Consider the following 24,714-nt stretch of genomic DNA (forward strand, 5'->3'; position numbering starts at 1 on the left):
GAGGAAACCATGTCCCACACGCTGGAAGGGCCCGACCGGTCCGAAGGCCCGGTCGGGCCTCGCCGATCAACGTTCGCCGCCACCGTGCTCGCGATCGGCCTGGTGGCGGCCGGACTTGGTTCCGGAACGGCGAACGCCGACACCTCGGGTGCCGCCGTGACCGAGCCGACCGGCGTGACCGTCGCGGTCCATCCGGACGGCTCGTACCTGATCAACACGGCGGCACCACTGCAGACCTGGAGGTTCGGGGGCACCCTTGCGCACCCGCTCACCCACGTCACGGTCACCAGCGGGCACGACTCGCTCGGCACCTACCGCGAGGTCGACTTCGGCTACCGCGCCACGGGCGAACGGCGCGGCGGCATCCGCACCTACACCGACAGCCCGGTCGTGCTGTTCACCACGACCTACCTGACCGCATCGCCGAACACCGAGCCCTTCCCGAGCCTGACCAGCTACCCGAAGCTGCCCTACCACCTCAGCTACCAGGACTCCGCGTTCAGCCCGTACCGGTTCAACGGCGCCGACGCGCCGGACAGCCCCCGGATGTACTTCGACAAGGCCGCGCACGGCTTCCTGCTGTCCCCGGCCAACAACTTCCAGGTCGCCGATCTGGTCACGGCCCCGGACGGCTCAATCTCGGACGGCATCATGCCCGGTGTCACGCGGCTTCCCGCCGGGTTCACCCAGCGGACTGTGCTCGCGCTTGGCAACGGGATCAATCCGACCTATCGCGTCTGGGGCGCGGCCCTACTGGCGCAGTCCGGGAAGACCCCGGCCGGCACCTCGTCGGACGTGACGATGGCCAAACTCGGCTACTGGACCGACAACTTCGCGACCTACTACTACAACTACGACAAGAGCAAGGGCTACACCGGAACCCTCCAGGCGGTCAAGGACGACTTCACCGCGCACGGTTTACCACTCGGCTATCTACAACTGGACAGTTGGTGGTATCCGAAGGGCTCCTCGGACACCTGGCAGGGCAACGGAACCCTGCGGGGCGGTGAATACGTCTACCGAGCCGCTCCCGATCTGCTCCCCAACGGGCTGGCCGCGTTCGGGAAGCAGATCGGGCTGCCGCTGGTCACCCACGCCCGCTGGATCGACCCGGCCAGCCCGTACCGTCAGCAGTACCGCATGTCCGGCAACGTGATCACCGACCCGCGCTTCTGGTCGAGCACGATGGACTACCTGAAGTCGGCGGGGGTGGTCGCCTACGAGCAGGACTGGCTGTCGGACGGTGCGCAGCCGAAGTACAACCTGACCGATCCGAACGCCTTCCTCAGCGGCATGGCCGGTTCGGCCGCCGCCGACGGCATCGCCCTCCAGTACTGCATGCCGCTCCCGCGCGACTACCTCCAGAGCACGCTGTACCCGAATCTGGTGACCACCCGAGTCAGTAACGACGGGTTCAAGCGCGCGACGTGGGACAAGTACCTGTTCGACTCGCGCCTGGCCAGCGCACTGGGTGAATCGCCGTGGTCGGACGTGTTCATGAGCACCGAGACGGACAACCTGGTGCTGTCCACACTGTCCGGTGGCATGGTCGGGGTCGGCGACCCGATCGGCAAGGAGAACTGGGCCAACCTGGCCCGGTCGGTCCGCCGGGACGGCGTGATCGTCAAACCGGACGCGCCGATCGTGCCGGACGACCAGACCTACCTGGGCGAGGCCGCAGGGACCAAGCCCGCGATGGTCGCCGGGACCTACAGCCAACACGGCGCACTGCGCGACGCCTACGTGTTCGCCTATGCCCGCAACGGGCAGCCGAGTCAGTCCGTCACGTTCAGCCCGGCCGAGTTCGGCGTCTCGGGTGACGCCTACGTGTACGACTACTTCACCGGGAAGGGCACCCCGGTGACGGCCGGCACCAGCTTCACCGGCACCGTCGGCTCCGGCTTCTTCTACGTGATCGCGCCGGTCGGCCGATCGGGCATCGCGTTCCTCGGTGACGCCGGCAAGTTCGTCTCGCTGGGCGCGCAACGCATCACCCAGCTCGATGACAACGGCACCGTGCACGCGACCGTGGCCTTCGCGCCCGGCGAGGGCGCGGTGACCCTGCACGGCTATGCCCCGTCCGCGCCGACCGCGATCGCCCGCAACGGAGCGGTGGGCCCGGTGTCCTACGACCCGGCAACGCACCTGTTCAGCGTTCCCGTCTCGCCGGGGCGCGACGGTTCGGCAACGATAGACCTGGCGGCCGGGTGACCGAACCCGAGCCGCCGCCCGAGGACTTGGTGCACGCCCTGACCCGGGCCAGGACCGGGTCTGTATTCCAGCGGTGTGACTCGGGAGCTCTCGGGTTGCTGAGCGCAGGCGCCCTCGTCCGGTAGCTGGTCGCGGCTCATCGTGGGTCGCTGGGGACTGGCTGACCGGGGGCGAGCGTCGGGGAACGCTGCTACCGGCCCGGTCGGTACCATCGCCCCGACGGCCCGCCGGCGGAAGCGAGCCGGGGCATACTGGGCAGAGTGGACGGTACGCCGCAGCAGCAAGGGCACGGCCCCGGACCGGCCCCCGGACGGCTCACCGGCGTCGTCGACGAGTCCGTCCACCAGCGGGCCTGCCCGGCCCTGCGCGAGTCCGTCGCCTGGTACTCCGGCTACCGGCAGGCGGGCCTGCCCCCGGCGCTGCATCGGGGGCTCCCCTCCCCCTACCTGACGCTGATCTTCACTCTCGACGACCCGCTCACCCTGCTGCGGCACCCCGACCCGCGGCAGGCCCCCGGCGACTACTCCACCCTCCTCGGCGGGCTGCACACCACACCGGCACTGATCGCCCACGAGGGCAGCCAGTCCGGCATCCAGGTGGCGCTGGCCCCGCTGGGCGCCCGTACCCTGCTGGGATTGCCGGCCGGGGAGCTCGCGGGACTCGACCTCCCCGCCGACGCCGTGCTGGGCCGCCTCGCCGCGGAGATCCAGGAGCGCGTCCAGGCCGCGCCGACCTGGCATCGACGCTTCCGAGTCCTCGACGAACTGCTGCTCCGTCAAGCCCAGTTGGCGCGGGAGCCAGCGCGAACGCCGACCCCCGAGGTGGCCCGGGCCTGGCGGGTACTGCTGAGCTCGGGCGGGACCGCACCGGCCGCCGCGCTGGCCGCCGAGGTCGGCTGGAGCGGCCGGCACCTGGCCGCCCGCTTCCAGGAGCACATCGGGCTGACGCCCAAGGCCGCCGCGCGGGTGGTCCGCTTCGACCGCGCCCGGCGGATGCTGCCCGGACGGCAGCGTCTCGCCGACGTGGCCGCGACCTGCGGTTACTACGACCAGGCACATCTGAGCCGCGAGTTCCACGCCCTCGCCGGATGCTCCCCGAGCGACTGGCTCGCGGCCGAGAACCCGAGGGACACGGACGACCCCGGTTCCGAAATGTCCAAGCCTTCGGCCACCCCACCGGGCGAGACTGGGCCCATCGCCGGCGGCACCACCCGAACCGGCAGCCATTGAGGAGGTCCGGTCCCCATGGACGACATGACACCCGCACCCCAGGTCTGGCCCACCCTGCGCAGCAACGACGCCAGAGCCCTGATCCGCTTCCTGGTCGACGCCTTCGGCTTCGAGGAGGTCGTCGTCTACGGCGACGGCGAGCGCGTGGACCACGCCCAGCTCGCCTGGCCGCCGGGCGGCGGGATCATGCTCGGCTCGGTGCGCCCGGAGGATTCTGCCGACACCTGGGCGCTGCGCCCCGGCCAATTCGGCGCGTACGTCGTCACCGACGACCCCGACGCGGTGTGCGCCCGGGCCAAGGCCGCCGGAGCCGAGATCACCACCGAACTCCATGTGACCGACTACGGCTCCCGCGACTTCGCCGCCCGCGATCCCGAGGGCAACCGCTGGAGCTTCGGCACCTACCGGGGCGAGCCGCGCAAGGCTGCGAAGAAGAACTGACGTCGCGTCACCGCTTGCTGCTCAGACACCGGTTCGGCGCGGCCGCCGCGCGGCGGCGATGCGCTGCCGGGACGCTTCGTACAGCACCGCCGTCGCCGCGTTGGCGGCGTTCAGCGAGCTCGCGCTGCCGGTCATCGGGATGCTCACGGTGTGGTCGCACAGCTCGCGCCAGGCGGAGCTGAGACCCGAGGTCTCGTTGCCGACGAGCAGCAGGGTCGGCCCGGTGAGGTCGAAGTCGAAGACGTCGGCCTCACCGTGCTCGTCCGTACCCACGACGACCACCGGACGCCCCTTGGCCCGCTTGCCGTCCAGCCATGTGGTCACCTCACGCTGGGAGGGGACACGGACGGCGGGCAGGGCGAACAGCGATCCGGTGCTGGCGCGGACCGACCTGGGGTCGTACACATCGGCGGCGTGGCCGGTCACGATCAGCCCGTCGGCGCCGAACGCGTCGGCCGAGCGGATGAGCGAGCCGATGTTGCCGGGACTGGTGGGCCGGTCGAACAGGACACCGAGGAAGTCGTCGGCGACCCTGATCCGGTCGAGGTCGTCAGCCGGGATCTCCATGACGGCGATGATCTCGGGCGCGGTGTCGTTCTTCTCGCCCAGTTCGGCGAGCAGTTCTGGGGCGGTGGCGACGCACTCGGCGCGGGAGCTGCCGAGTAGCTCGGTCGCCCAGCGCGAAAGGGGGCGCTCACCGTCGTAGAGGAGCGTGCGCACAGGCCAGCCGCGCTCGTTCGCGAGCGTGATCGGGCGCACTCCGTGCACCAGGAACTCCCGTGCGCGCTGGCGTTTGTTGCGGTTCGTCAGTAACGCCTGCAACTGCTGGAAGCGTGCGTTGCGTGAGGTCATCCGGAGAGTCGGCATGGACCTGAGTCTGCCCTGCCGCGCATGGTCCTGGTTGCCGGAAGCGCACGGGATGAGTCTGGCCGGGAACCATCCCGCAGACGATCAGCTGACCTGGGGATCCGTCTCGGGGAACGACTGCAGGGCCTCACCGAGCCACTCGATCCAGAACGTCTCCAGGCTGATTCCGGCCCGGAGTACGAGATGGTGCAGGCGGTTCTCGTCGGCCGACCGCTCCGGAGGGAAGTCCCGCTTCTCGATGTCGAGGTACTCGTCGAGCTGCCCCCGGTGCACCGCCAGGTGGCGGCGCAGTTCGGCATCCAGGCCGTGCGTGCCGACGACGGCTGCCGCCCGCAGGCGGAGCAGCAGCGCGTCGCGGATCGGCTTCGGGTCCTGGCCCTCGGCCACCCAGGCGGTCAGCTCGTCCCGGCCCGCCTGCAGCACCTCGTACTCCTTGCGCTGCCCTCGGGAGGGCGGCTGCGGCACCGGTCGGATCAGTCCGCCCAGCTCGAGTCTGCTGAGCTCGCGGTAGATCTGCTGGTGGGTCGCGGACCAGAAGAAGCCGATCGACTTGTCGAACCGGCACGTCAACTCCAGCCCCGAGGACGGCTTCTCCAGCAGGGCGGTGAGGATGGCATGCGGTAGCGACATGTGGTGCTGCGCCTCTTCAGGTTTCGTCGGCGTCCAGGGTCCGTCGGAGGGAGATTCTAGGCGGGTGCTCCAGCACCCGCCTGGGCGGTGTCAGATGGCCGCCGCGAGTTCGGTGCCCTGCTGGACGGCGCGCTTGGCGTCGAGCTCGGCGGCGACGTCGGCGCCGCCGATGAGGTGCGGGGTGCGGCCGGCGGCCAACAGTTCCTGGTACAGGTCGCGGCGCGGTTCCTGGCCGGTGCACAGCACCACGGTGTCGACTTCGAGGAGCCGCCGCTCGCCGTCGACGAGGAGGTGCAGCCCCTGGTCGTCGATGCGCTGGTAGGTCACGCCGGGGATCATGGTGACTCCGCGGTGCTTCAGCTCGGTGCGGTGGATCCATCCGGTGGTCTTGCCCAAGCCCGCACCGACCTTGCCGGTCTTGCGCTGGAGCAGGTGGACGGTACGGGGCGAGGGACCGCGCCGGGAGGGCTGGAGGCCGCCGGGGTTGCGGTAGTCGGTGTCAATGCCCCACTGCTCGTAGAAGTCGTCGCCGTTGTCGGTCAGGTACTCCGCGACGTCGAAGCCGATGCCGCCCGCGCCGAGGATCGCGACCCGCGCGCCGACCTCGGCCTTGTCGCGGAGCACGTCGAGGTAGGTGAGGACGCTGGGGTGATCCGTCCCCTCGATCTCCGGGGTCCTGGGGGTGACGCCGGCGGCGACGACGATCTCGTCGAAGCCGCCGGACCCGTCGGAGCCGTCGGACCCGTCGAGCAGGGCGACGGTGGCCGTGGTGCCGAGCCGGACCTCGACCCCGTGCAGGGCGAGCTGCGCGCGGAAGTAGCGCAGGGTCTCGTCGAACTCCTCCTTGCCGGGGACCTGGCGGGCGATGTTGAGCTGACCGCCGATCCGGTCGGCGGAGTCGAACAGGGTCACCGAGTGGCCGCGCTCGGCGGCCGCGACGGAGAACGCGAGTCCGGCGGGCCCCGCGCCGACCACGGCGACGCGCTTGCGCCGCCGGGTCGGGGTCAGCACCAACTCGGTCTCGTGGCAGGCCCGCGGGTTGACCAGGCAGGAGGTGATCTTCCCGCTGAAGGCGTGGTCCAGGCAGGCCTGGTTGCAGCCGATGCAGGTGTTGATGGTGTCGGCGCGCCCGCGGGCGGCCTTGACGACGAAGTCGGGGTCGGCCAGGAAGGGCCGGGCCATGGAGACCATGTCCGCGACGCCGTCCGCGAGCAACTGCTCTGCCAGTTCCGGGGTGTTGATGCGGTTGGTGGTGATCAGCGGGATCCCGACGGAACCCATGACCTCACGGGTGACCCAGGTGTACGCGCCGCGCGGCACCGAGGTCGCGATGGTGGGAATGCGGGCCTCGTGCCAACCGATGCCGGTGTTGATGATGGTCGCGCCCGCGGCCTCGACCTCCTTGGCGAGGGTGATCACCTGGTCGAGCGTGGAGCCGCCCTCGACCAGGTCGAGCATGGACAGGCGGTAGATGAGGATGAAGTTCGCGCCCACGCGCTCGCGGACCCGGCGGACGATCTCCACGGCGAGGCGGATCCGGTTGCCGTAGTCACCGCCCCAGCGGTCGGTGCGGTGGTTGGTCGCCGCGGCGATGAACTCGTTGATCAGGTAGCCCTCGGAGCCCATGACCTCGACACCGTCGTACCCGGCGAGCTGGGCCAGCGCCGCCGCCCGGACGAAGTCCTCGATGGTCTGCTCGACCTCCGCGTCCTCCAGCGCGCGCGGGGTGAAGCCGCTGATGGGAGCCTGCAGGGCGCTGGGGGCGACCAGGTCGGCGTGGTGCGCGTAGCGGCCGAAGTGCAGGATCTGCATCGCGATCCGGCCGCCCTCCCGGTGCACGGCGGCGGTGACCGTGGCGTGCTGCTCGGCCTCGGCCTCGGTGGTCAGCTTGGCGCCGCCGGACCACGGGCGGCCCTGCTCGTTCGGCGCGATCCCGCCGGTGACCATGAGCCCCACCCCGCCGCGTGCCCGAGTCGCGTAGAACTCGGCCATCCGCTCGAAGCCGCGCTCCGCCTCTTCCAGGCCGACGTGCATGGATCCCATCAGCACCCGGTTGGGCAGCGTGGTGAAGCCCAGGTCGAGGGGGCTCAGCAGGTGGGGGTACTCGCTCATGGGCTTCTCCTCGCGGCGACGTCGTCGCCACAAGGTAGAGCGCACCGAGCCCATTTTGCAACAAGGTGCAGAAGCGGAAGGCTCAGGGTGCCACCGGCAGACCCCGGGCGGGTGGCCCTGCACCAGGTCTCTTCACTCCCGCGCGTGCGGGTACTCCTTCGCACGGTGCTGGAACGCGAGGATGGCGGGGTTCTGAACGACCCCGTCGCGGATCTCGACGGCGCGCCGGATGGTCTCGTTGGACTCCCAGCCGTCGGGCCCGGCGAGCACCGCCGGCAGGAAGGGCAGCAGGGCCTCGCTGTTCTCCCAGGTGGCAGAGTTCCAGAGGTAGGACGGACTGTGGTCCACCCCGTAGTAGACGACGTTGTCGCCGACGACGAACGTCGGCTCCGTGAACGAGGTGGGTCGCGCCCAGCTGAAGCCCATGCCCTCGTCACAGGAGACGTCGACGACGAGGGTGCCCGGCGCGAGCGTGCCGAGATCCTCGTCGACCAGGAACGTCAGCGGCGCCGCCGTGTCCTGCAGGACGCAGTTGACGATGACGTCGTGGTCGGCGAGGAACTCGGCCAGCGGCACCCGGCCGTCGTCGGTGAGTGCGGTACTGCGGCGGGGGTCGGCGTCGTCGTTGTCGAACTGCACGATCCGCGCGGAGTGGATCGGCGAGCTGACCGCCGTGACACCGCGCTGGGTGAGGACGTCCACGTCGTGCACGCCATGGGCGTTCAGGGCGGTCACCGCTCCGCGCGCGGTCGCGCCGAAGCCCAACACCGCCGCGCGCAGCCGACGGCCGTAGTCGCCCGTCGAACCGGCGAGCTGCAGGGCGTGGAGCACCGAGCAGTAGCCCGCCAGCTCGTTGTTCTTGTGGAACACGTGCAGGTTGAAGGAGCCGTCGCTGGTCCAGTGGTTCATCGCCTCGAAGGCGATCAGCGTCAGTCGCAGGTCGACCGCCAACTGGGTGACGTTCTCGTCCTGGACGCAGTGCGGCCAGCCCCACAGGACCTGACCCTCGCGCAGCTCCGCGAGCTCTTCCGCGAGGGGCTTGGCCAGCAGGATGACATCGCACTCGGCGACGAGCTCCTCGTGCGAGCGGAATCCCGCGACGAGAGGTGCGAGCTGCTCGTCGGAGACGCCGAAGCGCTCTGCGTAGCCGTGCTCGAGGTAGATCCGCCCCCGGAGGTCCGCGTCGATGCGCTCGAAGTGCGACGGATGGATCGGCAGTCGACGCTCGTTCTCTTTGCGTGACCGCGCTATGACCCCGAGTGTGAGCTGGTGCACGTGCGCCCCTTTGGTTACTGCCTGTTTAGCACAGCGGCACAAATCGCGAACGGTCAGAAATCAGGCCCGGCGGCGCCAGGGGGTGCCGAGAACCGCTCGGTCTTCAGTAACCCGATCGACATTGATCATGCACTGTTCTCCCATTCTTACCGACGAGTAGCTAACCTGCGTCTGTCATGCCCCCGCCGAGCTTCTGCCGGCCCGGGCCAGGTTCGTCCGCCACCCCAGGAGACCCTCTTGACCACGCGTCGTTCCGCCACGACCGTCGCACTGGCCGCCACCGCGGCCATGCTGCTCACCGGCACTGCCACCCAGTCCGCCTCGGCCCTGGCGGCCGCGTCCCAGTCGACTGCGACCCTCTCCGTGTTCGCCTGGAACGTGGACCTCGGCACGGCCGTCGTGGACAGCGTCGAGAACGAGAAGGCCGCGCAGCGCACGCCCACCGTGGAGGCGATCATCCGCAGCCACAACGCCGATGTCGTGATCCTGGACGAGCTCTTCAACCACAGCTCCACCAGCGACATCAGCAGCAAGCTCGCCGCGCTCTACCCGTACCGGACCCCGGTCGTCGGGCAGAGCTGCTCGGGCGGCGGCTGGAACGGGATCAGCGGGGACTGCTCCAACTCCCCGTTCGTGATCAACGGCGGAACGATGATCCTCTCCAAGTACCCGATCGACGCCCAGTACGCGCACATCTTCTCCAACTCCACCTCGGGGACCTGGGACTACAACTCCAACAAGGGCGCCGCCCTGGCCGAGATCGACAAGGACGGCCGCAAGACCTGGGTGGTGGGCACGCACCTGCAGGCCGACCAGTCCAACACCTCCACCAACACCACGCAGGCCACCCGGCTGGCCCAGCTCGGAGAGATCCAGGGCTGGGTGAACGGCATCGTCGGCAGCAGCGCACCGGTGCTGATCGGCGGCGACCTCAACGTCGAGTACAGCCACGGCGCTGCGCGCGGCGACTACGCCAACGCCCAGTCCGCTGTCGGCGGCGTCCTCGGCACCCCGGCGACCGACCCCACGCAGACCCTCGGCACCATGGACTGCACGGTCTCCGCCTGGTGCCAGTACATGGCCGGGGTGGAGAGCTTCCCCAGCACCTACGTCGACGACCTGGACTACATCGGCTACCTCAACGCCTCGGGCCGTCCGGTGCCGCTCGCGCTGCCCACGGTGGCGATCGACTTCGACCCGCAGGCGGGATGGGCCTCCGGCCAGACGGACACCAACGCGCCCAGCGACCACTACCCGGTCGAGGCCACCTTCTCCCTGGGCTGAGGCCCGAAGTTGACCTAGGGTGTGAGCGGGGGCGGAGCCGGTTCCACCCCGGTCGTGGCGCACCACAGCGCGCGGAGACCCTGGTGCACTGATGACGCAATCGAGCGAGTCCATTCTGTCGAACGGGCAGCGAGCGACGCCCCCGGCCGTACGTCCCACCCTGCAGGAGGTGGCGACACTGGCCGGGGTGTCGCGAGCGACGGCGTCCCGGGTCGTCAACGGCGGGGCCGGGGTCCGCGCGAGCCTGCAGGTGAAGGTGCGGCAGGCGGTGGACGAGCTCGGGTACATCCCCAATGCGGCGGCCCGGACGCTGATGACGCGTCGTCACGACGCCGTCGCGGTGGTGGTGGCGGAGCCGGAGAGCCGGATCTTCTCCGACCCCTTCTTCGCGCGGCAGTTGCGCGGCATCGGCCGCGAACTGTCAGCCTCCGCCGTCCAGTTGGTTCTGCTACTGGTGACCGAGGCCGGGGACTACGCCCAGGTCGGCAGATACCTCGCGGCCGGCCATGTCGACGGGGCGCTGATCTTCTCGCTGCACCGCGACGATCCGCTGCCCGCGATCGTCGACGGTCTCGCCCTCCCCACGGTCTACGGGGGCCGGCCCGGCTGGGTGGACCCGGCCGGGCCGGGGCCCCAGGACGGGGACCCACCGTACGTGGACCCGCGCTACGTGGACCCGCGCTACGTGGATCAGCTCTGCGTGGACCCGCTCTATGTGGACGCCGACAACCGCGGAGGCGCCCGGATGGCCGTCGAGCACCTGGTGCAGCGGGGACGCCGACGGATCGCCGTCATCACCGGGCCGCTCGACCAGACCTCGGCGGCCGACCGGCTCCAGGGGTACCGGGACGTCCTCCCGGACACCGACCCCCGACTGGTCGCCGAGGGGGATTTCACCGCGCCCGGAGGGCGAAGGGCGATGGACGAACTGCTCGCCCGCTGCCCGGACCTCGACGCCGTGTTCGCAGGCTCCGACCTCATGGCCGTGGGAGCACTCGCCGCGCTGGCCGAGCGCGGCCTCCGGGTGCCCGAGGACGTGGCCGTGGTGGGCTTCGACGACGAGGAGAGCGTCGCCCCGTGGTCCGCTCCCCCGCTGACGACGGTGCGTCAGGACATCGAGGACATGGGCCGGTTGATGGCCAGGCTGCTGCTGCGGCGGCTGGACCCGGACGCCGGTTCGACCGGGCTGACCTCGGTGGTCACCCCGGCCCAACTCGTCGTCCGGTCCTCCAGCTAAGACCGACCGGCAAATGGGGGGTGGAGGGAGGAGCGGGTCGAGGGCCGAGTCTGGGCGGGGCGGAGGAGGGAGCCATTGCGGAGCACTGGCGACTGACGACAACCCGGCCAGGCAAGAGCCTCCCCCACCCTTCGGGCGGGAGGTGCCCCCTTGCCCGCGACGCCTCCCCCCATTCGCCGGTCGGTCTAAGAGACCGCCGCGCCTTCGCTCAGTGCGCGGGGAAGCTGACGTAGTGCAGACTCACGTACGGCGGATTGCCTCCGGCCTGCGAGGCGAACTCGAGATACACGTCGTGCGTCCCCGTGGTGGTCGTGATGTTGGCCGGAACGGTCTGCCAGGACGACCAGCCGCCGGTGTTGCCGACGGCGAAGCTGCCGATCGGGGCGTTCGCGGGATTGTCGAGCACCACCTCGACCAGTCCGCTCACCCCGCCCGCGGCCCCGGACGCGACCCTGGCGTGGAACTGGCTGGAGCCGCTGTCGAAGTTCACACCGCTGTACTTGAGCCAGGTGCCGTTGGACAGCTGCGCCACCTGGTTGCCGTCGACGCCCGCCGGGTTGGAGTCTCCGGTGGCCGCCTGCACGGACACGGTTCCGTGCGCGGCGCTGAAGCAGTCAGCGGATATGTCGGCGACAGCAGTGGTGGTGCAGGACGCGCCCCCACCTCCGCCGGTGCCGGTCGGGGTCGGCGTGGGAGTGGGCGTCGGGGTCGGGGTCGGCGTGGGCGTCGGGGTGGGCGTGCCGGTGCTGCCGCCGGGCGACTTCTCGTACGCGGCGAACCAGTCCACGCTCATCGCCGCGCCGGAACTGGTCGCCGCCGTGGGCGAACCGCATCCGCAGATGGCGTTGGGGTACGCCCCGCCGATGGCCACGTTGAAGATGGCGAAGAAGCCGTGGTCCACGGCCGCCTGCCAGGTGGCCGTGGGGACCTGGCTCTCGTTCACCGTGAAAGTCTGCGCACCGTCGAGGTAGAAGCGCAGTTGCTCGGCCGCGGTGTTGGTCCGGTCGAGGATCACCGAGTAGGTGTGGTAGCCGGTCTGGCATCCCGCGCATGCCTGGAGTCCGCTGCCGATGCCGGTGGTCTCGTTGCAGGGCCCGCCCGGGTCCACCCCGCAGTGCAGCGTCGCGGAGTGCTGGCTCAGGGCGTTGACGTCCTCCATGATGTCGAGCTCGCCGATCCCGGGCCAGTTGGTGGCCCCGACCGGCCTGGCCGCCGCACCCAGCGCCCAGAACGCGGGCCAGTAGCCGGTGCCGGCAGCCGGGTTGGGCTGCTGCAGGGAGGCGCTGAGCTCAAGCTCGCCTCCGGCGGGGGCAGCGAAGTCGGTCCGCTGCGTCTCCACGCGTCCGGAGGTCCAGTTCCCCGCCGCGTCACGGATGGGCTTGATGATCAGATGTCCCGCCCCGTCCTGGTAGACGTTCGCGGTGGAGTTGGTGGCGGTCTCCACCTCGCCGGTACCCCAGTTCCCGGCTCCTCCCGGGTAGCTGGTGCCGGTGTCGTAGAGCCAGTTCGCGGTGTTGAGGCCGGTCCCGGCCGCACCGTTGAAGTCGTCGCTGAAGACGGTGGTCCAGCCGCTGGGCGCGGGGGGCACCGCCGCAGCGGCACTCCCGGCGCTGGCGGTGGCGGCCAGTCCGATCACTCCGGCCAGCAGCAGCATCACGGCGGTGAGCAACGCGAGCAGGCGTCGGCGCGGACGGGTGGATCTGCGCATGAGTCGTTCCCTTCCCTTTGCTTGGTGTTGCTTCGTGAGGTGAACGCCTTGTTGGTAGGACAAGGGGTCTGACGACACTTCAGTGAGGAATACAAGCGCTCGCGCTGACCGCGGCCTGGGAATCAACGTTTTGGAAGCGCTCTCATTCCAAGAACAAGGAGCTCCTGGATCCGTAAGGCAGTGTCGATCCGGTCTGATGGATCGTCAAGATGCAGTACCGTGTTCAACTTGTGAAGCGCGCTCCTCGACCGTCGTCATCCCTCGGCCTGCTTGCGGTTCTCGCGTGGCACGCCCGACGGTGCGCGTCCCGGTCACCGTGACCGCCCGTCCCGTGGATCCTCGAGCAGCCCTGCCTAGCACCAAACCCCGCTCTCTCGGCTAGGACATGGTCACGATCGGCGTGTCACCCTGGTTACTGACTCGGCATCGGGCCACGGGGGTGCACGACACTGTGGGAGTGCCGTCTGCGGAAACGAGCAGGGTCAGTGCATAGCGCGGTGCGGCGGAGCCCCCGTCATAGACAGCGGTCGACATGGCCGCCGCGCCGCTGGTGGTGAACCTGACCACGCCAGGGATCGCGCCGACCAGAAGTTCCGGGAACACGGCGTCGCCCGTGTGACTGACCAGACGGGCGAAGAAGTTGGGTTCAATGGTCAGGATGAGCACCACCTTGTCGGCCGAGGGGGCACCTGCGCCGACTCCGCCGCCCACGTCACCCGAGCCGACGATGTTGTCGTGACCGGCGTTGAAGATGTCCCCTCCGGCGACCTGGTTGCCGTCGCCGACGACGGTGGTGCCGGCTCCGCGCGCGTCTGCGATCGCAGTTCCGGGCAGGCAGGACATGCCGAGCACGGTGAGCAGAACGGCCGCGCGCTTGATGCTGCGATTCACGTTGGTCCCCTTCGTGGCTACGTCAGAGCGAGGGTAGGTTCCGCCCTGACGCGTGCCGCGGATCTTGCGCTGACCGTGGTGTGTCGTAGGGCATCGGGTGCTGGGTTGCTCCCGCCCAGGCTCAGGAGGTGCAGCGCACCGATCCCGGAGTGAGGCTGATGGCATGACCTCACCGCCGAACGCCGCAGCAGCACCCGTCCACATCTCGCAGTTCTTCCCCGAGGGCCGGTTCCGGCAGGTCCGGATCGTCCGGCATGACGGTGTGGAGCTCACCGAGCCCTGCGCCACCCAGGCCCAGTTCGAGGCACTCGTCGAGCAGTACCGGCCCGGCACTGACCTTCATGATCCCGCGCAGGTCTACTGGGTTGACCGGCCCGGGGAATGGTCCGGGCTCTGAACGGCGTCGAGCCGCGCGAGTCGAGCGGGGCGCTGACCGTCGACCGGCAGAAGGTCCTCGCATACCCCAGATCGGGCACTCGGCCAAGCCGGGCGCCCTCCCTGCCACGAGCCGTAACGATTCTTCCGGGGCGGCCTGTGGCCGCCAGTAACGCAGACCGCCCCGGACCCGACACTCATGCCCCGCAACTCTCGACGCATGCAGGCACAGCGGTGGAGGGATGGTGCACGATGACCGCCGTGACATCACAAGCGCGCACCCGCCCGTGGTGGCAGCAGTTGCTCATCGACTGGTTGCGGTTCACGCGTCGAAGGCGTGACAGCAGAGGGCCCCGGTCAGCGAGCCGGGGCCTTCGCCATGCCCGGACGGGCTACTCGGCTTCCCACTGGTGCGGGCCGCCGCCGATCCACAGCACGTTGCCGGACGTTTCGACGTCGAGGTCCTCTATGCCGGCGCGGCGGCAGAACTCGACCACGTCCACCAGGCTGTACGCCTTGCCGACCTGCGTGCCCAGGATCTCCACACGCCGGAACGGCGGGCTGGCGTCGACGACGGGGTGCACGACGACATGCGCGTGATGGTGCTGCGTGTCGCTCATGTTCTCAGGGTGGCGGCAACGGCGCAGCTCGGCATCCCGAGTCCGGATTGTCAGGCGCACGTATCCGTCGGGTCCGTCGGGTCTGTCGGGTCCGTCGGGCTTCGACCGGCGGTGCCATCATGCAGCGGTGGATACGGTCCGCTTTCGGTTGCCCACGCGCCCAGCAACGACAGCACCAGCACGGCGGCCGTACCAAGCCCTGACGTGCAAATCACCAGCACCCTCAACGCATCCGCCCGCGCTGCGGCAGGAGCGGCGCGCGGTCAGTCCGGTGGACCCAGGAGCTGGTCCAGCCCGGCCGCGTCCAGCACCTTCCGCAGCGCCGCGCGGATCTGGATCAGATACAGGGGGACCTGCCGGTCGTGCGCCTGCTTCCGCGCCGTGAGCAGGGCGCTCAGCCCGCCTGCGTCACAGAACTCGACCAGGGCGACATCGATCTCGATCCGCCGCACCTGGGGGTCCTCCAGCAGCTGCGCGACGCTCAGCTCCAGCTCGGGGCCGGCGTCCAGATCCAGCTCTCCCGCGAGCAGGATCTGTGCCATACTCCCCCGGCCGAGGACGAGGACCACCAGGCGAAAGTCACCGCTCACGCCGCCCCCTCCCCAACTGCTTGAGAATTCAATGTAGTTGGGATCCGGGCTGCTGAATATGCCGTCGTCACATCCAGAGCCGGGTCTTTGCACGCAGCTTCTCACACCCGCGTGCGGCCACGGGTGGGTTCCCCGGCGCGAGCAGCTCGGCGTGCGGGGCCCGATTCCGGACCACATCATGGAGGCAGGTCCGGGAGCCAGCCCTGCGAACGCGACACGTGACGAGCGAGGAGGGCGCCGGTGTTCAGCGACGCCTCTTCCCCGCGCGCCAGTCAGATCCTGCACCAGGTACTCGACGGCACCACCGCCGGCGTGGGCGTCCTCGACTGCGACCTGCGCTACACCTACGTCAACCCGACCCTGGCCCGGATGAACGGCGCCCCTGCCGCCGAACACCTCGGCCGCACCATCGCCGAGATGCTGCCCGGAATCGACGCCCGGGAGGACGTGCTCCGCCAGGTCCTCGCCGACGGCGTCCCGCGCGAGGTGACCTCCAGCGGCCACACCCGGGCCACCTCCTCCCACGAGCGCCGCTACTGGCAGGGCGCCTACCACCGGCTCGAGGAGGACGGCCACGTCCTCGGCATCGTCGGCATCGTCCTCGAGATCACCGACGCGTGGGAGCAGCGGCAGGCCCTTGAGCGGACCCGTGCGCGCCTGGCCATGCTGGACCGGGCCACGACCATGATCGGCACCACCCTCGACATGGATACCACCTGCGTCGAACTGGCCCGGTTCCTGGTCCCCGACCTCGCCGACGTCGCCACGGTCGAGGTGATCCCGCACGAACTCGCCGCCGGGATGCGCCCCGCGCCGCCAGGAGTGCTGCGGCTGCGCCGCGCCGCGATGGAGGCCCGGCCGGAGCTGCGGGACCGGGTCCGGGTCTTCGGCAGACCCGGCGAGCACGTGGACTACCAGCCCGGCTCGGCCATCCCCCGCTGCCTGGCGAGCGGGCGTCCGATCAAGGAGAACCTCTTCACCGACGAGTCCGTCAGCCGTGCCGCGCCCAACCCGGAGCGGGTCGCCGCCTACCGGGCAGCAGGCATCCACTCGGCCCTGGTCGTGCCGCTGTCGGCCCGCGGCCAGCCGGTCGGCACCGCCACCATGATCCGCGCCGGGGACTCCCCCGGCTTCACCGACGAGGACGTCGTCGCCGCGCAGGACCTCGCCGGACGCGCCGCCACCAGCCTCGACAACGCCCGCCGCTACACCCACGAGCACCACATCGCCCTGGAGCTGCAACGCGCCCTGCTGTCGGGGCCCAACCTGCCGCACCGGGGCATGGAGATCGCCTCCCGCTACCTGCCGTCGGGCAGCACCGCCCTGGTGGGCGGCGACTGGTTCGACAGCGTGCGGCTGCCCCGTGGCCGGACCCTGCTGGTCATCGGGGACGTGATGGGACACGGCGTGGCGGCGGCGGTGGACATGAGCCACTACAGCGCGATGCTGCGGGTGGTCGCCGAGGAGCAGCTGCCGCCGCACCTGATCCTGGAGCGGATGGACCTGCTCATGGCGAAGGTCGCCAGCGAACGCCCGGCGACCTGCCTGCTGGCGCTCGCCGACCCGGCCAGCGGCGTGTGCACCTACTCCAGCGCCGGCCATCTGCCGCCCGCCGTGCTCGGCGCGGGCAACCAGCTCAACCTCCTGCCGGTCCCCGCCGGGCCGCCGTTGGGCAGCGGGTTCGGTGGCTACAGCTCCTTCACGGGCACCTGCGGCCCCGGCCGCACCCTGCTGCTCTACACCGACGGCCTGGTCGAGCGGCGCGGCGAGGACATCGACCGGTCCCTGCTCCGCCTCGCGGAGCTGCGCCTGCCCACCGAGGCACCGCTGGACGACATCCTCGACCTCCTGCTCTCGCGTCTGGTCGCCGACGGCACCGAGGACGACGTGGCCGTCCTCGCCGCGCGCATCCAGCCGCCCGCGTCGTAGTCCTGGGCCCCAGGCGCGAAGCTACGGGGGAACGGACAGGTCCAGGCTTGCCGGGATGGCCCTGAAGGCTCCCTCCAGGCGTTCGACGAGCGCCGGGCGACCGCCCTCCGCGTCGCGGCGGACCCAGTCGCGGGCGGCTACGCTCCAAGCGGTGGTGGTGAGTTCGGCCAGCACGTGGAGCCGGAGATCCTCGGGGTCGAGTTGGAGCTTGTCGGCCAGGCAGGCGGTGACCTGCCGCTCGATGCCGGCGCGAAAGTGTTCCAGGTAGGCGAGCAGAGCCGGCACGGACAGCACCAGACGCCGGGTGGCGACATAGCGCTCGTCCCACCCGGGCTCCAGCGCGGTCGCCGTCGCGGCGAGGGTGTCCTGCAGCGCGGTGAGGACGACTCCCGACAGCTCGCGCTCCCCCAGCGCGGCGACGTACGCCGACCACAGCTCGGCCTCGGCCTCGATCGCCACGGCCTCCTTGGCGGGGAACGCGCGGAAGAAGGTGCTCTTGGAGACCTCCACCGCGTCGACCAGTTCCTCCAGCGTCGTCGCCTCGAACCCCCTGTCGCTGAACATCCGCAGCGCCGCCTCTGCCAGCGCCCGGCGAGTGCGCACCCTTTTGCGCTCGCGCAAGGGCAGCGAGCGGTCGTCAGGCAACGGCGTGGCCATAGGGGACATGGTAGTCGAGGTGATACCTCGGCCACGAAACCGATCGAGTAGCTAATGGAACGAGTCTTCGAACGAGTCTCAGTGTCATTTCTTCCTGAACGTCAGAGCCCACCGATGCCGTAGGCCGGTGCCTCGGTCGCACGGTACGGTGGCGTCGTCTACCGCAAGATCACCGGGAGTTGATGTCGTGTCCGCAGTGCCGGTGCTGGAGCGCCCGCCTCGACTGGTTCCCGGGGACCTGGTCGCGGTGGTCGCGCCGAGCGGGAGTGTCCTCGCGGAGCGCGTGGAGCGGGGTGTCGCGCTCCTGGAGTCGTGGGGCCTGCGGGTGGCCGTGATGCCCCACGTTCTGGCCGGGAATCGTACTCTCCCCTATCTCGCCGCCGGGGACGCCGAGCGCGCGGCGGACCTCCAACAGGCCTGGCTGGATCCGGATGTCGCCGCGGTGATCTGCGCGCGCGGCGGGTACGGCGCGCAGCGGATGGTCGATCTGCTGGACTGGACGGCGATGAACGCCGTACGGCCGAAGGTCCTCGTCGGCTACAGCGACGTGACCGTCCTGCACGAGGCGTTCGCCACCCGGATGGGGCTGTCCACCTTGTACGGGCCGATGGCGGCAGCCGCCGTCTTCAACGACGACAAGGACACCGCCGAACATCTGCGCCGCACCCTCTTCGAACCGGAGAGCGTCCGGTTGCTGACCTCTCCCGCTGCCGAGTGCCTGGTACAGGGCCGGGCGCGGGGGGTCACCGCGGGCGGCTGCCTCACCCTGCTCGCCGCCGAACGCGGCACCGCGCACGCCCGCGCCGGCTTCGCGGGTGCGATCCTGCTGCTGGAGGACGTGGACGAGGACCTCTACCGCCTGGACCGGCTGCTGACCCAACTGCTGCGCTCGGGCGCGCTCGCGGGCGTCGCGGGTATCGCTCTCGGTTCCTGGCAGGACTGCCGTCCCGCAGACCGGGTCAGGGACCTGATGCTGGAACGGCTCGGACCCCTGGGCGTCCCTGTCGTCTGGGAGCTCGGGTTCGGTCACGGCCCGACCAGTCTCACCGTCCCCCTGGGCGTAGCCGCGACCCTGGACGCCGACGCGGGCACCCTCGAGCTGGACCTCCCGGCCCTCGACCTCGGCGCCCTCGCATAGGGTTCGCCGCATGACCGCCATCACCAGCGGAGCCGCGCAGATGCCCCCGGAGAGCCCGCTCGACGTCCTGGCCGCGCTTTTCGCGGGCGCCGGTTCCGCCGAGTACTTCGGCGAGGCGGTCACCCAGGCCGAGCACATGCGACAGGCCGCGGCACTGGCGCAGGCCGACGGGGCCACACCCGCGCTGGTCGCCGCCGCTTTGCTGCACGACATCGGACACTTCACCGAACTGACGACCGAGCAGGGCGGCTTGAGCGGTGAGGCGTTGATGGAGGGTACCGACGACCGGCACAGCCACACCGGCGCGGACCGGCTCGCCGCCTGGTTCGGACCGCAGGTCACCGAGCCGGTGCGGCTGCACGTGGCAGCCAAGCGCTACCTCTGCGCGGTCGAACCCGGGTACGCCGACCAGCTCTCCGAGGCGTCGGTCCACACCCTGCGGTCGCAGGGAGGTCCGATGACCCCCGCACAGGCCGCAGCCTTCGCGGTCGCCCCCTACGCACGCGACGCGGTGCGGCTTCGACGCTGGGACGAGCAGGCCAAGGACCCCGACTTCCTGGCGCCCCCGTTCGAGCACTTCCGCCCGCTCCTGGCCGGGCTCCTGATGCGGACTGAGAAGGCGACCGCCGACAAGGCCGGGTGACGACCTCGGGGCCCGGCGGTACGGAATGATGTCGGCCATGGGAACCACGGGTGGGGAAGCCGGCGGTCGGCTGATAGCGGGCCGGTACCGGCTGCTGGGGCGACTCGGGCGCGGGGGCATGGGGACCGTGTGGCGGGCCGAGGACGAACTGCTGAACCGTCAGGTCGCGGTGAAGGAAGTGCACCTGCGCGAGGACCTCTCCGTCGAGGAGCGGGAGCAGCAGCGTCGGCGCACGTTGCGCGAGGCCCGCGCGGTCGCCCAGGTGAGGCATCCCTCCGTGGTGGGCGTCCACGACGTGGTGGAGCAGGACGGCGAGCCCTGGATCGTCATGGAGTTGGTGGACGGCCACTCGCTGGCAGGTCGGATCGCCGCCGAGGGCCCGCTGCCGCCGCGCGAGGCCGCCCGGATCGGCCTCGCCGTGCTGCGGGCACTGGCCGCCGCGCACGCCCGGGGCGTCCTGCACCGCGATGTGAAACCCGACAACGTGCTGCTGGAGCGGGAGACCGGCCGGGTGGTCCTCACCGACTTCGGCATCGCCCGGGTGGACGGCAGCGCCACGCTCACCGAGGAGGGCGCCTTCCTCGGATCGCCCGAGTTCACCGCGCCGGAGCGGGTGGAGGGCGGTGCGGCCGGACCGGAGGCCGACCTGTGGTCGGTGGGCGTGCTGCTCTGTGCGACGCTGGAGGGTCGCTCGCCGTTCCATCGCGACTCGATGTCCGCTGTGCTCTACGCGGTGGTGTACGAGGACATCACGCTCCCAGCGAGTGCCGCCCCGCTGGACCTCGTCGTGCGCGGGCTGCTGCGCAGGGAGCCTGCGCTGCGTCTCACCGGGCCGGAGGCCGAGCGGCTGCTCTCGACCTTCGTGGAGCGGGGCGAACTCCCGGCGCTGGACCGGGAGTCCGCGGGTGCCGCGACCCCGCAGGACCTGTACACAGCGATGACCGCGGACGGCATCGGCCCGCCGCCCGCCCCTCGCCTGCCGCCGGCTCCCCGGAAGGCTGACACGTCCTCAGCCGACGCCGCCCGGAGGCTCCGCCGCCGCCGGGCGGTACTGCTCGGCGCGGGTGCCGCCGGGGTCGCCGTCGCGGCGGCCACGGCCGGTGCCCTCTTCCTGGCGACGGGTTCGGACGCCGGTTCGCAGGCCGCGAACGGGCAGTTGGCCACCGCGAGCGGCAGTGCGGCAGCGCGACCGACCGCGACCGGCTCCGCGACGGCTTCCTCCGCGCGGCCGACCACGGCCGCCCCGTCCTCTTCTGCGTCCCCTTCTGCGCCGCCGTCCGTGTCGCCGTCAGGTGGCACCGCCGCGCCGCCCGTCGTTCCCGACGGCTTCAGCCTCCAGCGGGACCCGGCGGGATTCTCCCTGGCCGTTCCGACGGGCTGGGCGCGCAGCACCGACTCGGCGGGGCGGGTCTTCTACCTCTCGCCCGACGGCGCCTTCCGGATCGGTATCCACCCGACCCCACCGACCGTCGGCGCGCTCGCCGGGCTCCAGGCCCAGGACACGGCCGGGCCGCGCACCAATCCCGGCTACCGGAACGGCAGTGTGCAGGCCACCGTCTTCCACGGGACCACGGACGCCGCCCTGTGGCAGTGGACCTGGAACGGCTACCCCGGTGACGGCTTCGGCGCGCGCCAGGTCCAGGACCTCTGCTGGACCGAAACGGGCCGCAGTTACGACTTCTGGGTCTCCGCGCCGGTGAAGCAGCTCAACGAGGCCGACCACTACTTCCAGATCGTGTCATCGACCTTCCGGGCCGGTTGAGCCGGACGCTCCCGACCGCGCCGCCTCGATCAGGACGCGCGCTGCATCCCGGGCCTGGCCTGCGGGTTCGGTTGATCCGCTGATCGCCGAGCTGGTCATCGCGCCCTCGGCGAGCAGGGTGAGCTGGCCCGCCAGCGCGGCAGGCAGGCCCGCCGCAGAGACCAGGTCCGCGAGGTACCGCCGGAAGGCGGCCTTGTGGTCGCGGACGGCTTCGGCGACGGCAGCCGAGGTGGCACCGAGCTCACCGAAGGCGTTGACGAACGCGCAACCGCGGAAGTCGGGTTCGCCGAACCAGAGGTGCAGCCAGTCGAAGACGGCCAGGACGCGGTCCTGCGGCGACTCGCAGGCGTCGACGTACCGGGCGAGCCTGTCCAGCCAGCGGGCGTCACGGCGGCGCAGGTACGCCTCGACGAGATCGCCCTTGGACGGGAAGAGCTGGTACAGGCGCTTGAGCGAGACCCCCGAGGCCGCGCGGACCTCGTCCATGCCGACGCTCTGCACGCCCCGGGCGTAGAACAACGACTCGGCTGCGTCGAGCACCCGCGTCAGAGGGGCCCCGGCCTGGGCGGTCTCCACATTCATCACTGCCGTCCTTGCGAGAGAACCAACGTTCTCCTAGAGTAGCCGACAGTGCGGAGAACGAACGTTCTCCGTCGGAAGGAGCCCGCTATGACCGTCCGACCGCCCGTCCCCCCGTTCACCGAGGAGACCGCACGACTCAAGGTCCAGGCCGCGGAGGACGCCTGGAACAGCCGCGACCCGGAGCGCGTGGCCCTCGCCTACACCGAGGACTCGGAGTGGCGGAACCGCGACCGGTTCGTCAACGGCCGCGCGGAGATCGTCGCCTTTCTGCGCGACAAGTGGCAGCGCGAGCTGGGCTACCGGCTGCGCAAGGAGCTCTGGGCGTACACCGGCAACCGGATCGCGGTCCGCTTCGAGTACGAGTGGCACAACGCCGAAGGCCAGTGGTGGCGCAGCTACGGCAACGAGAACTGGGAGTTCGACCCGAACGGCCTGATGTCCCGCCGCTTCGCCAGCATCAACGACATCCCGATCACCGAAGCGGACCGCCGCCTCGCAGGTTGAGATCGACCCGCCACCAGGCAGACTGACCCCATGAGCGACAGACGACCCAGCGCGAGCGACATGGCGGAACTCGTCAGCCGGTACACCCGCCCCCAGGGACTGGGCGCGGGCGAACAAGCGCGGCTCAACGCCGCACTGCGCCTGCGGCGGCTTCGACAGCAGGACCCGAAGCGCTGGGCGCAACTCATGCGCGCGGTACGGCCGGAGCCGCCGGACGAGACGTGAACGGGAACATCGCCGGGCACGCCGGGGCACGCGGCGGCGGAGCGGGCGCGCCGCCGCGGCAACAACGCAGCGCGCACCACCGATTGGCGTGATTCTTGCGGCCGCCTCCGGACTCGATCTACGGCGGCAGCTCTCAGCAGGTGTTGATTTCGGCCACGACCTGGCAGGCGTTGGCCGGACCGCCCGCGCCCGCGATGTAGTGCGAGGCCAGGGCCTGAAGCATGGCCCGCAGTTGGGCCTGCTGGTCGGGGGCGAGCGGCGCGAGTACGGCGGCTTCGGCGTCCTGGATCGCGCGCTGGGCCGCGGCCAGTTGCCGGACTCCGGCGTCGGTGGCGCGGATCAGGCGGCTGCGGCGGTCCGCCGGGTCCGCGATCCGTTCGACCAGGCCCGCCTTCGCGAGATCGTCCACGAGGTAGACCATCACCGTCCGGTCGACGCCCAACTGGCGGGCGAGCTCCGCCTGGTTGCGCGCGCTGTTGTTCGCCGCGCCGGAGAGCGCCTCGAATCCGCGGTGGCCGTGCGGGATCTCGGCGACGGCCTGCCCCATGGCAGAGCTGTACGCGCGGAAGCACTGTGCCAGCAGCCACCCGAGGCTGTCCTCGAGCCCTGCCGGCAGGAGGGCTGGTTCGTTGGCGGTCACGGGGCCCAGCCTAGTGCAAGCTTTGCTTGACATATAGTCTGCGTTGCAGACAGTCTTGTCGACAGACAAGCTGTGTTACCACCTATCTATCTGCGAGGCCCCCCATGGCGCACCTGCTCCACATCGACTCCTCCGCACTCGCGGCCGGCTCCGTTTCCAAGGACATCGCCACCACGTACCGCAAGGCATGGCAGGACGCACACCCGGACGGCACTGTCACCCACCGCGACCTCGGCCTGGCCCCCGTTCCGCCCCTGCTCGAAGCCGGCATCACGGCCGGATTCGTGCCTGCCGAATCCCACACGCCGGAGCAGGCGGCGGCCTTCGCCGTCCGCCAGCAACTGGTCGACGAGGTCGTCGAGGCCGATGCCTACCTGCTGAGCGTGCCCATGTACAACTGGGGCATCCCGGCCACCTTCAAGACCTGGCTGGACCAGATCATCGTGCACGGCCAGACGATCGCCTTCGGCGACAACCCGCCGCTGGGCGGCCGTCCCGCCACCGTGATCCTCAGCTACGGTGGCGGCTACGACCCGGGCACCCCGCGCGACGGCTGGGACGCGGTCCAGCCGTACCTGGAGACCGTCCTGGTCAAGGCGCTCGGCCTGGACGTCACCTTCATCAAGGCCCAGCTCACCCTCGCCGGCAGCAACCCGGCGATGGCCGACCTCATCCCCCTGGCCGAGCAGCAGCGCGAGGCGGCCCACACCGCGGCGGCGGTGCGGGCCCGCAGCGTCGCGGCCGCACTCACCGCCTGACCCGCGCCCGACCGCTCCGACCTGCCCGGACGGTACCGGGCCCGCCCTGCCCCGCCAGCGGATTTCCCGCTCGGCGGGGCAGCGCCACGCCAGGGCACCGTCGGCGTTTCCCCCCGCACTGTGAGTCGGGGCACATTTCATTGTCCGATTCACATAAGTATGTCTAGCCTGCAGTCTCCGCCGTGGGCGGACCTGCCGCCGGGACGCCGAATCCTGTCCACTCGCCGGCGGGAAAACCGAGCACCGAATCGGACAGGAGCGGGGGAACCAGGTCAGTTGCCGTGCCACGCGCACGCCCGGACGGGCGTGCCGGTTTCGGCTCGGGGTGAAGCCGCTTCCCCGGGCGGCCGGGCTTCCTCAGGCCCGAACCCGACAGCTCACCTCGCAGGCGTCACGAGGAAACCTG

Annotated in this window: 24 protein-coding genes and 1 riboswitch; of the genes, 13 read left to right on the forward strand and 11 right to left on the reverse strand. The window is 70.7% G+C overall.

Annotated elements, in window-relative coordinates; all coding sequences use genetic code 11:
* Window positions 1-9: 9 nt before the first annotated feature.
* From ABIA33_RS33725 to ABIA33_RS33735, 3 genes are all read left to right on the forward strand, one after another.
* Window positions 10-2,211, forward strand: coding sequence for a hypothetical protein (locus ABIA33_RS33725; RefSeq protein WP_370087149.1), 2,202 nt, complete (start codon window positions 10-12; stop codon window positions 2,209-2,211).
* Window positions 2,212-2,471: 260 nt separating this feature from the next.
* A complete protein-coding gene (locus ABIA33_RS33730) occupies window positions 2,472-3,440 on the forward strand; it encodes a helix-turn-helix domain-containing protein (RefSeq protein WP_370087151.1) in 969 nt (322 codons plus the stop codon).
* A 15-nt stretch (window positions 3,441-3,455) separates the two neighbouring features.
* Window positions 3,456-3,881 carry a VOC family protein gene (locus tag ABIA33_RS33735; protein ID WP_370087153.1) on the forward strand — a complete coding sequence of 142 codons (426 nt, stop codon included), beginning with the start codon at window positions 3,456-3,458 and terminating at the stop codon, window positions 3,879-3,881.
* 21 nt (window positions 3,882-3,902) lie between these two features.
* Here ABIA33_RS33735 and ABIA33_RS33740 read toward each other — a convergent pair whose 3' ends face one another.
* The 4 genes from ABIA33_RS33740 to ABIA33_RS33755 form a co-directional block, all read right to left on the reverse strand.
* Window positions 3,903-4,748, reverse strand: a complete 846-nt coding sequence (locus ABIA33_RS33740) for a TrmH family RNA methyltransferase (protein WP_370087155.1) — start codon at window positions 4,746-4,748, stop codon at window positions 3,903-3,905.
* Between the two features lie 84 nt (window positions 4,749-4,832).
* Entirely contained in the window at window positions 4,833-5,378 is a 546-nt protein-coding gene (locus ABIA33_RS33745) for a PadR family transcriptional regulator (RefSeq protein ID WP_370087157.1), read from the reverse strand.
* 90 nt (window positions 5,379-5,468) lie between these two features.
* Window positions 5,469-7,490, reverse strand: a complete 2,022-nt coding sequence (locus tag ABIA33_RS33750) for an FAD-dependent oxidoreductase (RefSeq protein WP_370087159.1) — start codon at window positions 7,488-7,490, stop codon at window positions 5,469-5,471.
* Between the two features lie 132 nt (window positions 7,491-7,622).
* Window positions 7,623-8,765 (reverse strand): N(5)-(carboxyethyl)ornithine synthase, encoded by a 1,143-nt coding sequence (locus ABIA33_RS33755; protein WP_370087161.1) that lies wholly within the window; start codon window positions 8,763-8,765, stop codon window positions 7,623-7,625.
* Window positions 8,766-9,002: 237 nt separating this feature from the next.
* Here ABIA33_RS33755 and ABIA33_RS33760 point away from each other — a divergent pair, with 237 nt between their 5' ends.
* Entirely contained in the window at window positions 9,003-10,049 is a 1,047-nt protein-coding gene (locus ABIA33_RS33760) for a sphingomyelin phosphodiesterase (RefSeq protein ID WP_370087163.1), read from the forward strand.
* A 91-nt stretch (window positions 10,050-10,140) separates the two neighbouring features.
* Window positions 10,141-11,286 carry a LacI family DNA-binding transcriptional regulator gene (locus tag ABIA33_RS33765; RefSeq protein ID WP_370087165.1) on the forward strand — a complete coding sequence of 382 codons (1,146 nt, stop codon included), beginning with the start codon at window positions 10,141-10,143 and terminating at the stop codon, window positions 11,284-11,286.
* Between the two features lie 208 nt (window positions 11,287-11,494).
* Here the strand turns inward: ABIA33_RS33765 and ABIA33_RS33770 are convergent, their stop codons facing one another.
* Together ABIA33_RS33770 and ABIA33_RS33775 are read right to left on the reverse strand one after the other, a co-directional pair.
* Window positions 11,495-12,994 (reverse strand): carbohydrate-binding protein, encoded by a 1,500-nt coding sequence (locus ABIA33_RS33770; protein ID WP_370087167.1) that lies wholly within the window; start codon window positions 12,992-12,994, stop codon window positions 11,495-11,497.
* Between the two features lie 378 nt (window positions 12,995-13,372).
* Window positions 13,373-13,885 (reverse strand): hypothetical protein, encoded by a 513-nt coding sequence (locus ABIA33_RS33775; protein WP_370087169.1) that lies wholly within the window; start codon window positions 13,883-13,885, stop codon window positions 13,373-13,375.
* A 163-nt stretch (window positions 13,886-14,048) separates the two neighbouring features.
* On the opposite strand from ABIA33_RS33775, the gene ABIA33_RS33780 reads away from it, so the two are divergent.
* Window positions 14,049-14,282: a hypothetical protein gene (locus tag ABIA33_RS33780; RefSeq protein ID WP_370087171.1), complete on the forward strand. Its 234-nt coding sequence runs from the start codon at window positions 14,049-14,051 to the stop codon at window positions 14,280-14,282.
* 370 nt (window positions 14,283-14,652) lie between these two features.
* Here the strand turns inward: ABIA33_RS33780 and ABIA33_RS33785 are convergent, their stop codons facing one another.
* Together ABIA33_RS33785 and ABIA33_RS33790 are read right to left on the reverse strand one after the other, a co-directional pair.
* Window positions 14,653-14,880, reverse strand: coding sequence for a hypothetical protein (locus tag ABIA33_RS33785; RefSeq protein ID WP_370087173.1), 228 nt, complete (start codon window positions 14,878-14,880; stop codon window positions 14,653-14,655).
* A 263-nt stretch (window positions 14,881-15,143) separates the two neighbouring features.
* A complete protein-coding gene (locus tag ABIA33_RS33790; protein WP_370087175.1) occupies window positions 15,144-15,470 on the reverse strand; it encodes an STAS domain-containing protein in 327 nt (108 codons plus the stop codon).
* 240 nt (window positions 15,471-15,710) lie between these two features.
* On the opposite strand from ABIA33_RS33790, the gene ABIA33_RS33795 reads away from it, so the two are divergent.
* Window positions 15,711-17,399, forward strand: coding sequence for a SpoIIE family protein phosphatase (locus ABIA33_RS33795; RefSeq protein ID WP_370087177.1), 1,689 nt, complete (start codon window positions 15,711-15,713; stop codon window positions 17,397-17,399).
* 21 nt (window positions 17,400-17,420) lie between these two features.
* Here ABIA33_RS33795 and ABIA33_RS33800 read toward each other — a convergent pair whose 3' ends face one another.
* Entirely contained in the window at window positions 17,421-18,056 is a 636-nt protein-coding gene (locus tag ABIA33_RS33800; protein ID WP_370087179.1) for a TetR/AcrR family transcriptional regulator, read from the reverse strand.
* 187 nt (window positions 18,057-18,243) lie between these two features.
* Here ABIA33_RS33800 and ABIA33_RS33805 point away from each other — a divergent pair, with 187 nt between their 5' ends.
* From ABIA33_RS33805 to ABIA33_RS33815, 3 genes are read left to right on the forward strand one after another with little or no spacing between them, the layout of a single operon-like run.
* Window positions 18,244-19,194: an LD-carboxypeptidase gene (locus ABIA33_RS33805; protein WP_370087181.1), complete on the forward strand. Its 951-nt coding sequence runs from the start codon at window positions 18,244-18,246 to the stop codon at window positions 19,192-19,194.
* A gap of 10 nt (window positions 19,195-19,204) precedes the next feature.
* Complete coding sequence (locus ABIA33_RS33810; RefSeq protein ID WP_370087183.1) at window positions 19,205-19,837, forward strand: phosphonate degradation HD-domain oxygenase; 633 nt, start codon at window positions 19,205-19,207, stop codon at window positions 19,835-19,837.
* Between the two features lie 37 nt (window positions 19,838-19,874).
* Window positions 19,875-21,599 carry a serine/threonine-protein kinase gene (locus ABIA33_RS33815; protein WP_370087185.1) on the forward strand — a complete coding sequence of 575 codons (1,725 nt, stop codon included), beginning with the start codon at window positions 19,875-19,877 and terminating at the stop codon, window positions 21,597-21,599.
* Here ABIA33_RS33815 and ABIA33_RS33820 read toward each other — a convergent pair.
* A complete protein-coding gene (locus ABIA33_RS33820; protein WP_370087188.1) occupies window positions 21,576-22,181 on the reverse strand; it encodes a TetR/AcrR family transcriptional regulator in 606 nt (201 codons plus the stop codon). The genes ABIA33_RS33815 and ABIA33_RS33820 overlap by 24 nt on opposite strands.
* A gap of 87 nt (window positions 22,182-22,268) precedes the next feature.
* On the opposite strand from ABIA33_RS33820, the gene ABIA33_RS33825 reads away from it, so the two are divergent.
* A complete protein-coding gene (locus tag ABIA33_RS33825; RefSeq protein WP_370087190.1) occupies window positions 22,269-22,685 on the forward strand; it encodes a nuclear transport factor 2 family protein in 417 nt (138 codons plus the stop codon).
* Between the two features lie 30 nt (window positions 22,686-22,715).
* Entirely contained in the window at window positions 22,716-22,910 is a 195-nt protein-coding gene (locus ABIA33_RS33830) for a hypothetical protein (protein WP_370087192.1), read from the forward strand.
* Between the two features lie 133 nt (window positions 22,911-23,043).
* On the opposite strand, the gene ABIA33_RS33835 is transcribed toward ABIA33_RS33830, so the two are convergent.
* On the reverse strand, window positions 23,044-23,550 hold the full coding sequence (locus tag ABIA33_RS33835) for a MarR family winged helix-turn-helix transcriptional regulator (protein ID WP_370087194.1): 507 nt from the start codon (window positions 23,548-23,550) through the stop codon (window positions 23,044-23,046).
* Between the two features lie 104 nt (window positions 23,551-23,654).
* Here ABIA33_RS33835 and ABIA33_RS33840 point away from each other — a divergent pair, with 104 nt between their 5' ends.
* Window positions 23,655-24,308, forward strand: coding sequence for an FMN-dependent NADH-azoreductase (locus tag ABIA33_RS33840; RefSeq protein WP_370087196.1), 654 nt, complete (start codon window positions 23,655-23,657; stop codon window positions 24,306-24,308).
* Window positions 24,309-24,539: 231 nt separating this feature from the next.
* Window positions 24,540-24,713: riboswitch (cyclic di-AMP (ydaO/yuaA leader) on the forward strand.
* Window position 24,714 lies beyond the last annotated feature (1 nt).

This window comes from Streptacidiphilus sp. MAP12-16 (assembly GCF_041262165.1).
Lineage (GTDB): Bacteria > Actinomycetota > Actinomycetes > Streptomycetales > Streptomycetaceae > Streptacidiphilus.

Excerpts from the sequence above, each read along its gene's own strand:
- ABIA33_RS33745 (WP_370087157.1), bottom strand. The coding sequence starts at position 5,378 with ATGTCGCTACCGCATGCCATCCTCACCGCCCTGCTGGAGAAGCCGTCC.
- ABIA33_RS33750 (WP_370087159.1), bottom strand. The coding sequence starts at position 7,490 with ATGAGCGAGTACCCCCACCTGCTGAGCCCCCTCGACCTGGGCTTCACC.
- ABIA33_RS33825 (WP_370087190.1), top strand. The coding sequence starts at position 22,269 with ATGACCGTCCGACCGCCCGTCCCCCCGTTCACCGAGGAGACCGCACGA.
- ABIA33_RS33815 (WP_370087185.1), top strand. The coding sequence starts at position 19,875 with ATGGGAACCACGGGTGGGGAAGCCGGCGGTCGGCTGATAGCGGGCCGG.
- ABIA33_RS33770 (WP_370087167.1), bottom strand. The coding sequence starts at position 12,994 with ATGCGCAGATCCACCCGTCCGCGCCGACGCCTGCTCGCGTTGCTCACC.
- ABIA33_RS33820 (WP_370087188.1), bottom strand. The coding sequence starts at position 22,181 with ATGAATGTGGAGACCGCCCAGGCCGGGGCCCCTCTGACGCGGGTGCTC.
- ABIA33_RS33765 (WP_370087165.1), top strand. The coding sequence starts at position 10,141 with ATGACGCAATCGAGCGAGTCCATTCTGTCGAACGGGCAGCGAGCGACG.
- ABIA33_RS33840 (WP_370087196.1), top strand. The coding sequence starts at position 23,655 with ATGGCGCACCTGCTCCACATCGACTCCTCCGCACTCGCGGCCGGCTCC.
- ABIA33_RS33735 (WP_370087153.1), top strand. The coding sequence starts at position 3,456 with ATGGACGACATGACACCCGCACCCCAGGTCTGGCCCACCCTGCGCAGC.
- ABIA33_RS33725 (WP_370087149.1), top strand. The coding sequence starts at position 10 with ATGTCCCACACGCTGGAAGGGCCCGACCGGTCCGAAGGCCCGGTCGGG.
- ABIA33_RS33740 (WP_370087155.1), bottom strand. The coding sequence starts at position 4,748 with ATGCCGACTCTCCGGATGACCTCACGCAACGCACGCTTCCAGCAGTTG.
- ABIA33_RS33830 (WP_370087192.1), top strand. The coding sequence starts at position 22,716 with ATGAGCGACAGACGACCCAGCGCGAGCGACATGGCGGAACTCGTCAGC.
- ABIA33_RS33810 (WP_370087183.1), top strand. The coding sequence starts at position 19,205 with ATGACCGCCATCACCAGCGGAGCCGCGCAGATGCCCCCGGAGAGCCCG.
- ABIA33_RS33780 (WP_370087171.1), top strand. The coding sequence starts at position 14,049 with ATGACCTCACCGCCGAACGCCGCAGCAGCACCCGTCCACATCTCGCAG.
- ABIA33_RS33800 (WP_370087179.1), bottom strand. The coding sequence starts at position 18,056 with ATGGCCACGCCGTTGCCTGACGACCGCTCGCTGCCCTTGCGCGAGCGC.
- ABIA33_RS33785 (WP_370087173.1), bottom strand. The coding sequence starts at position 14,880 with ATGAGCGACACGCAGCACCATCACGCGCATGTCGTCGTGCACCCCGTC.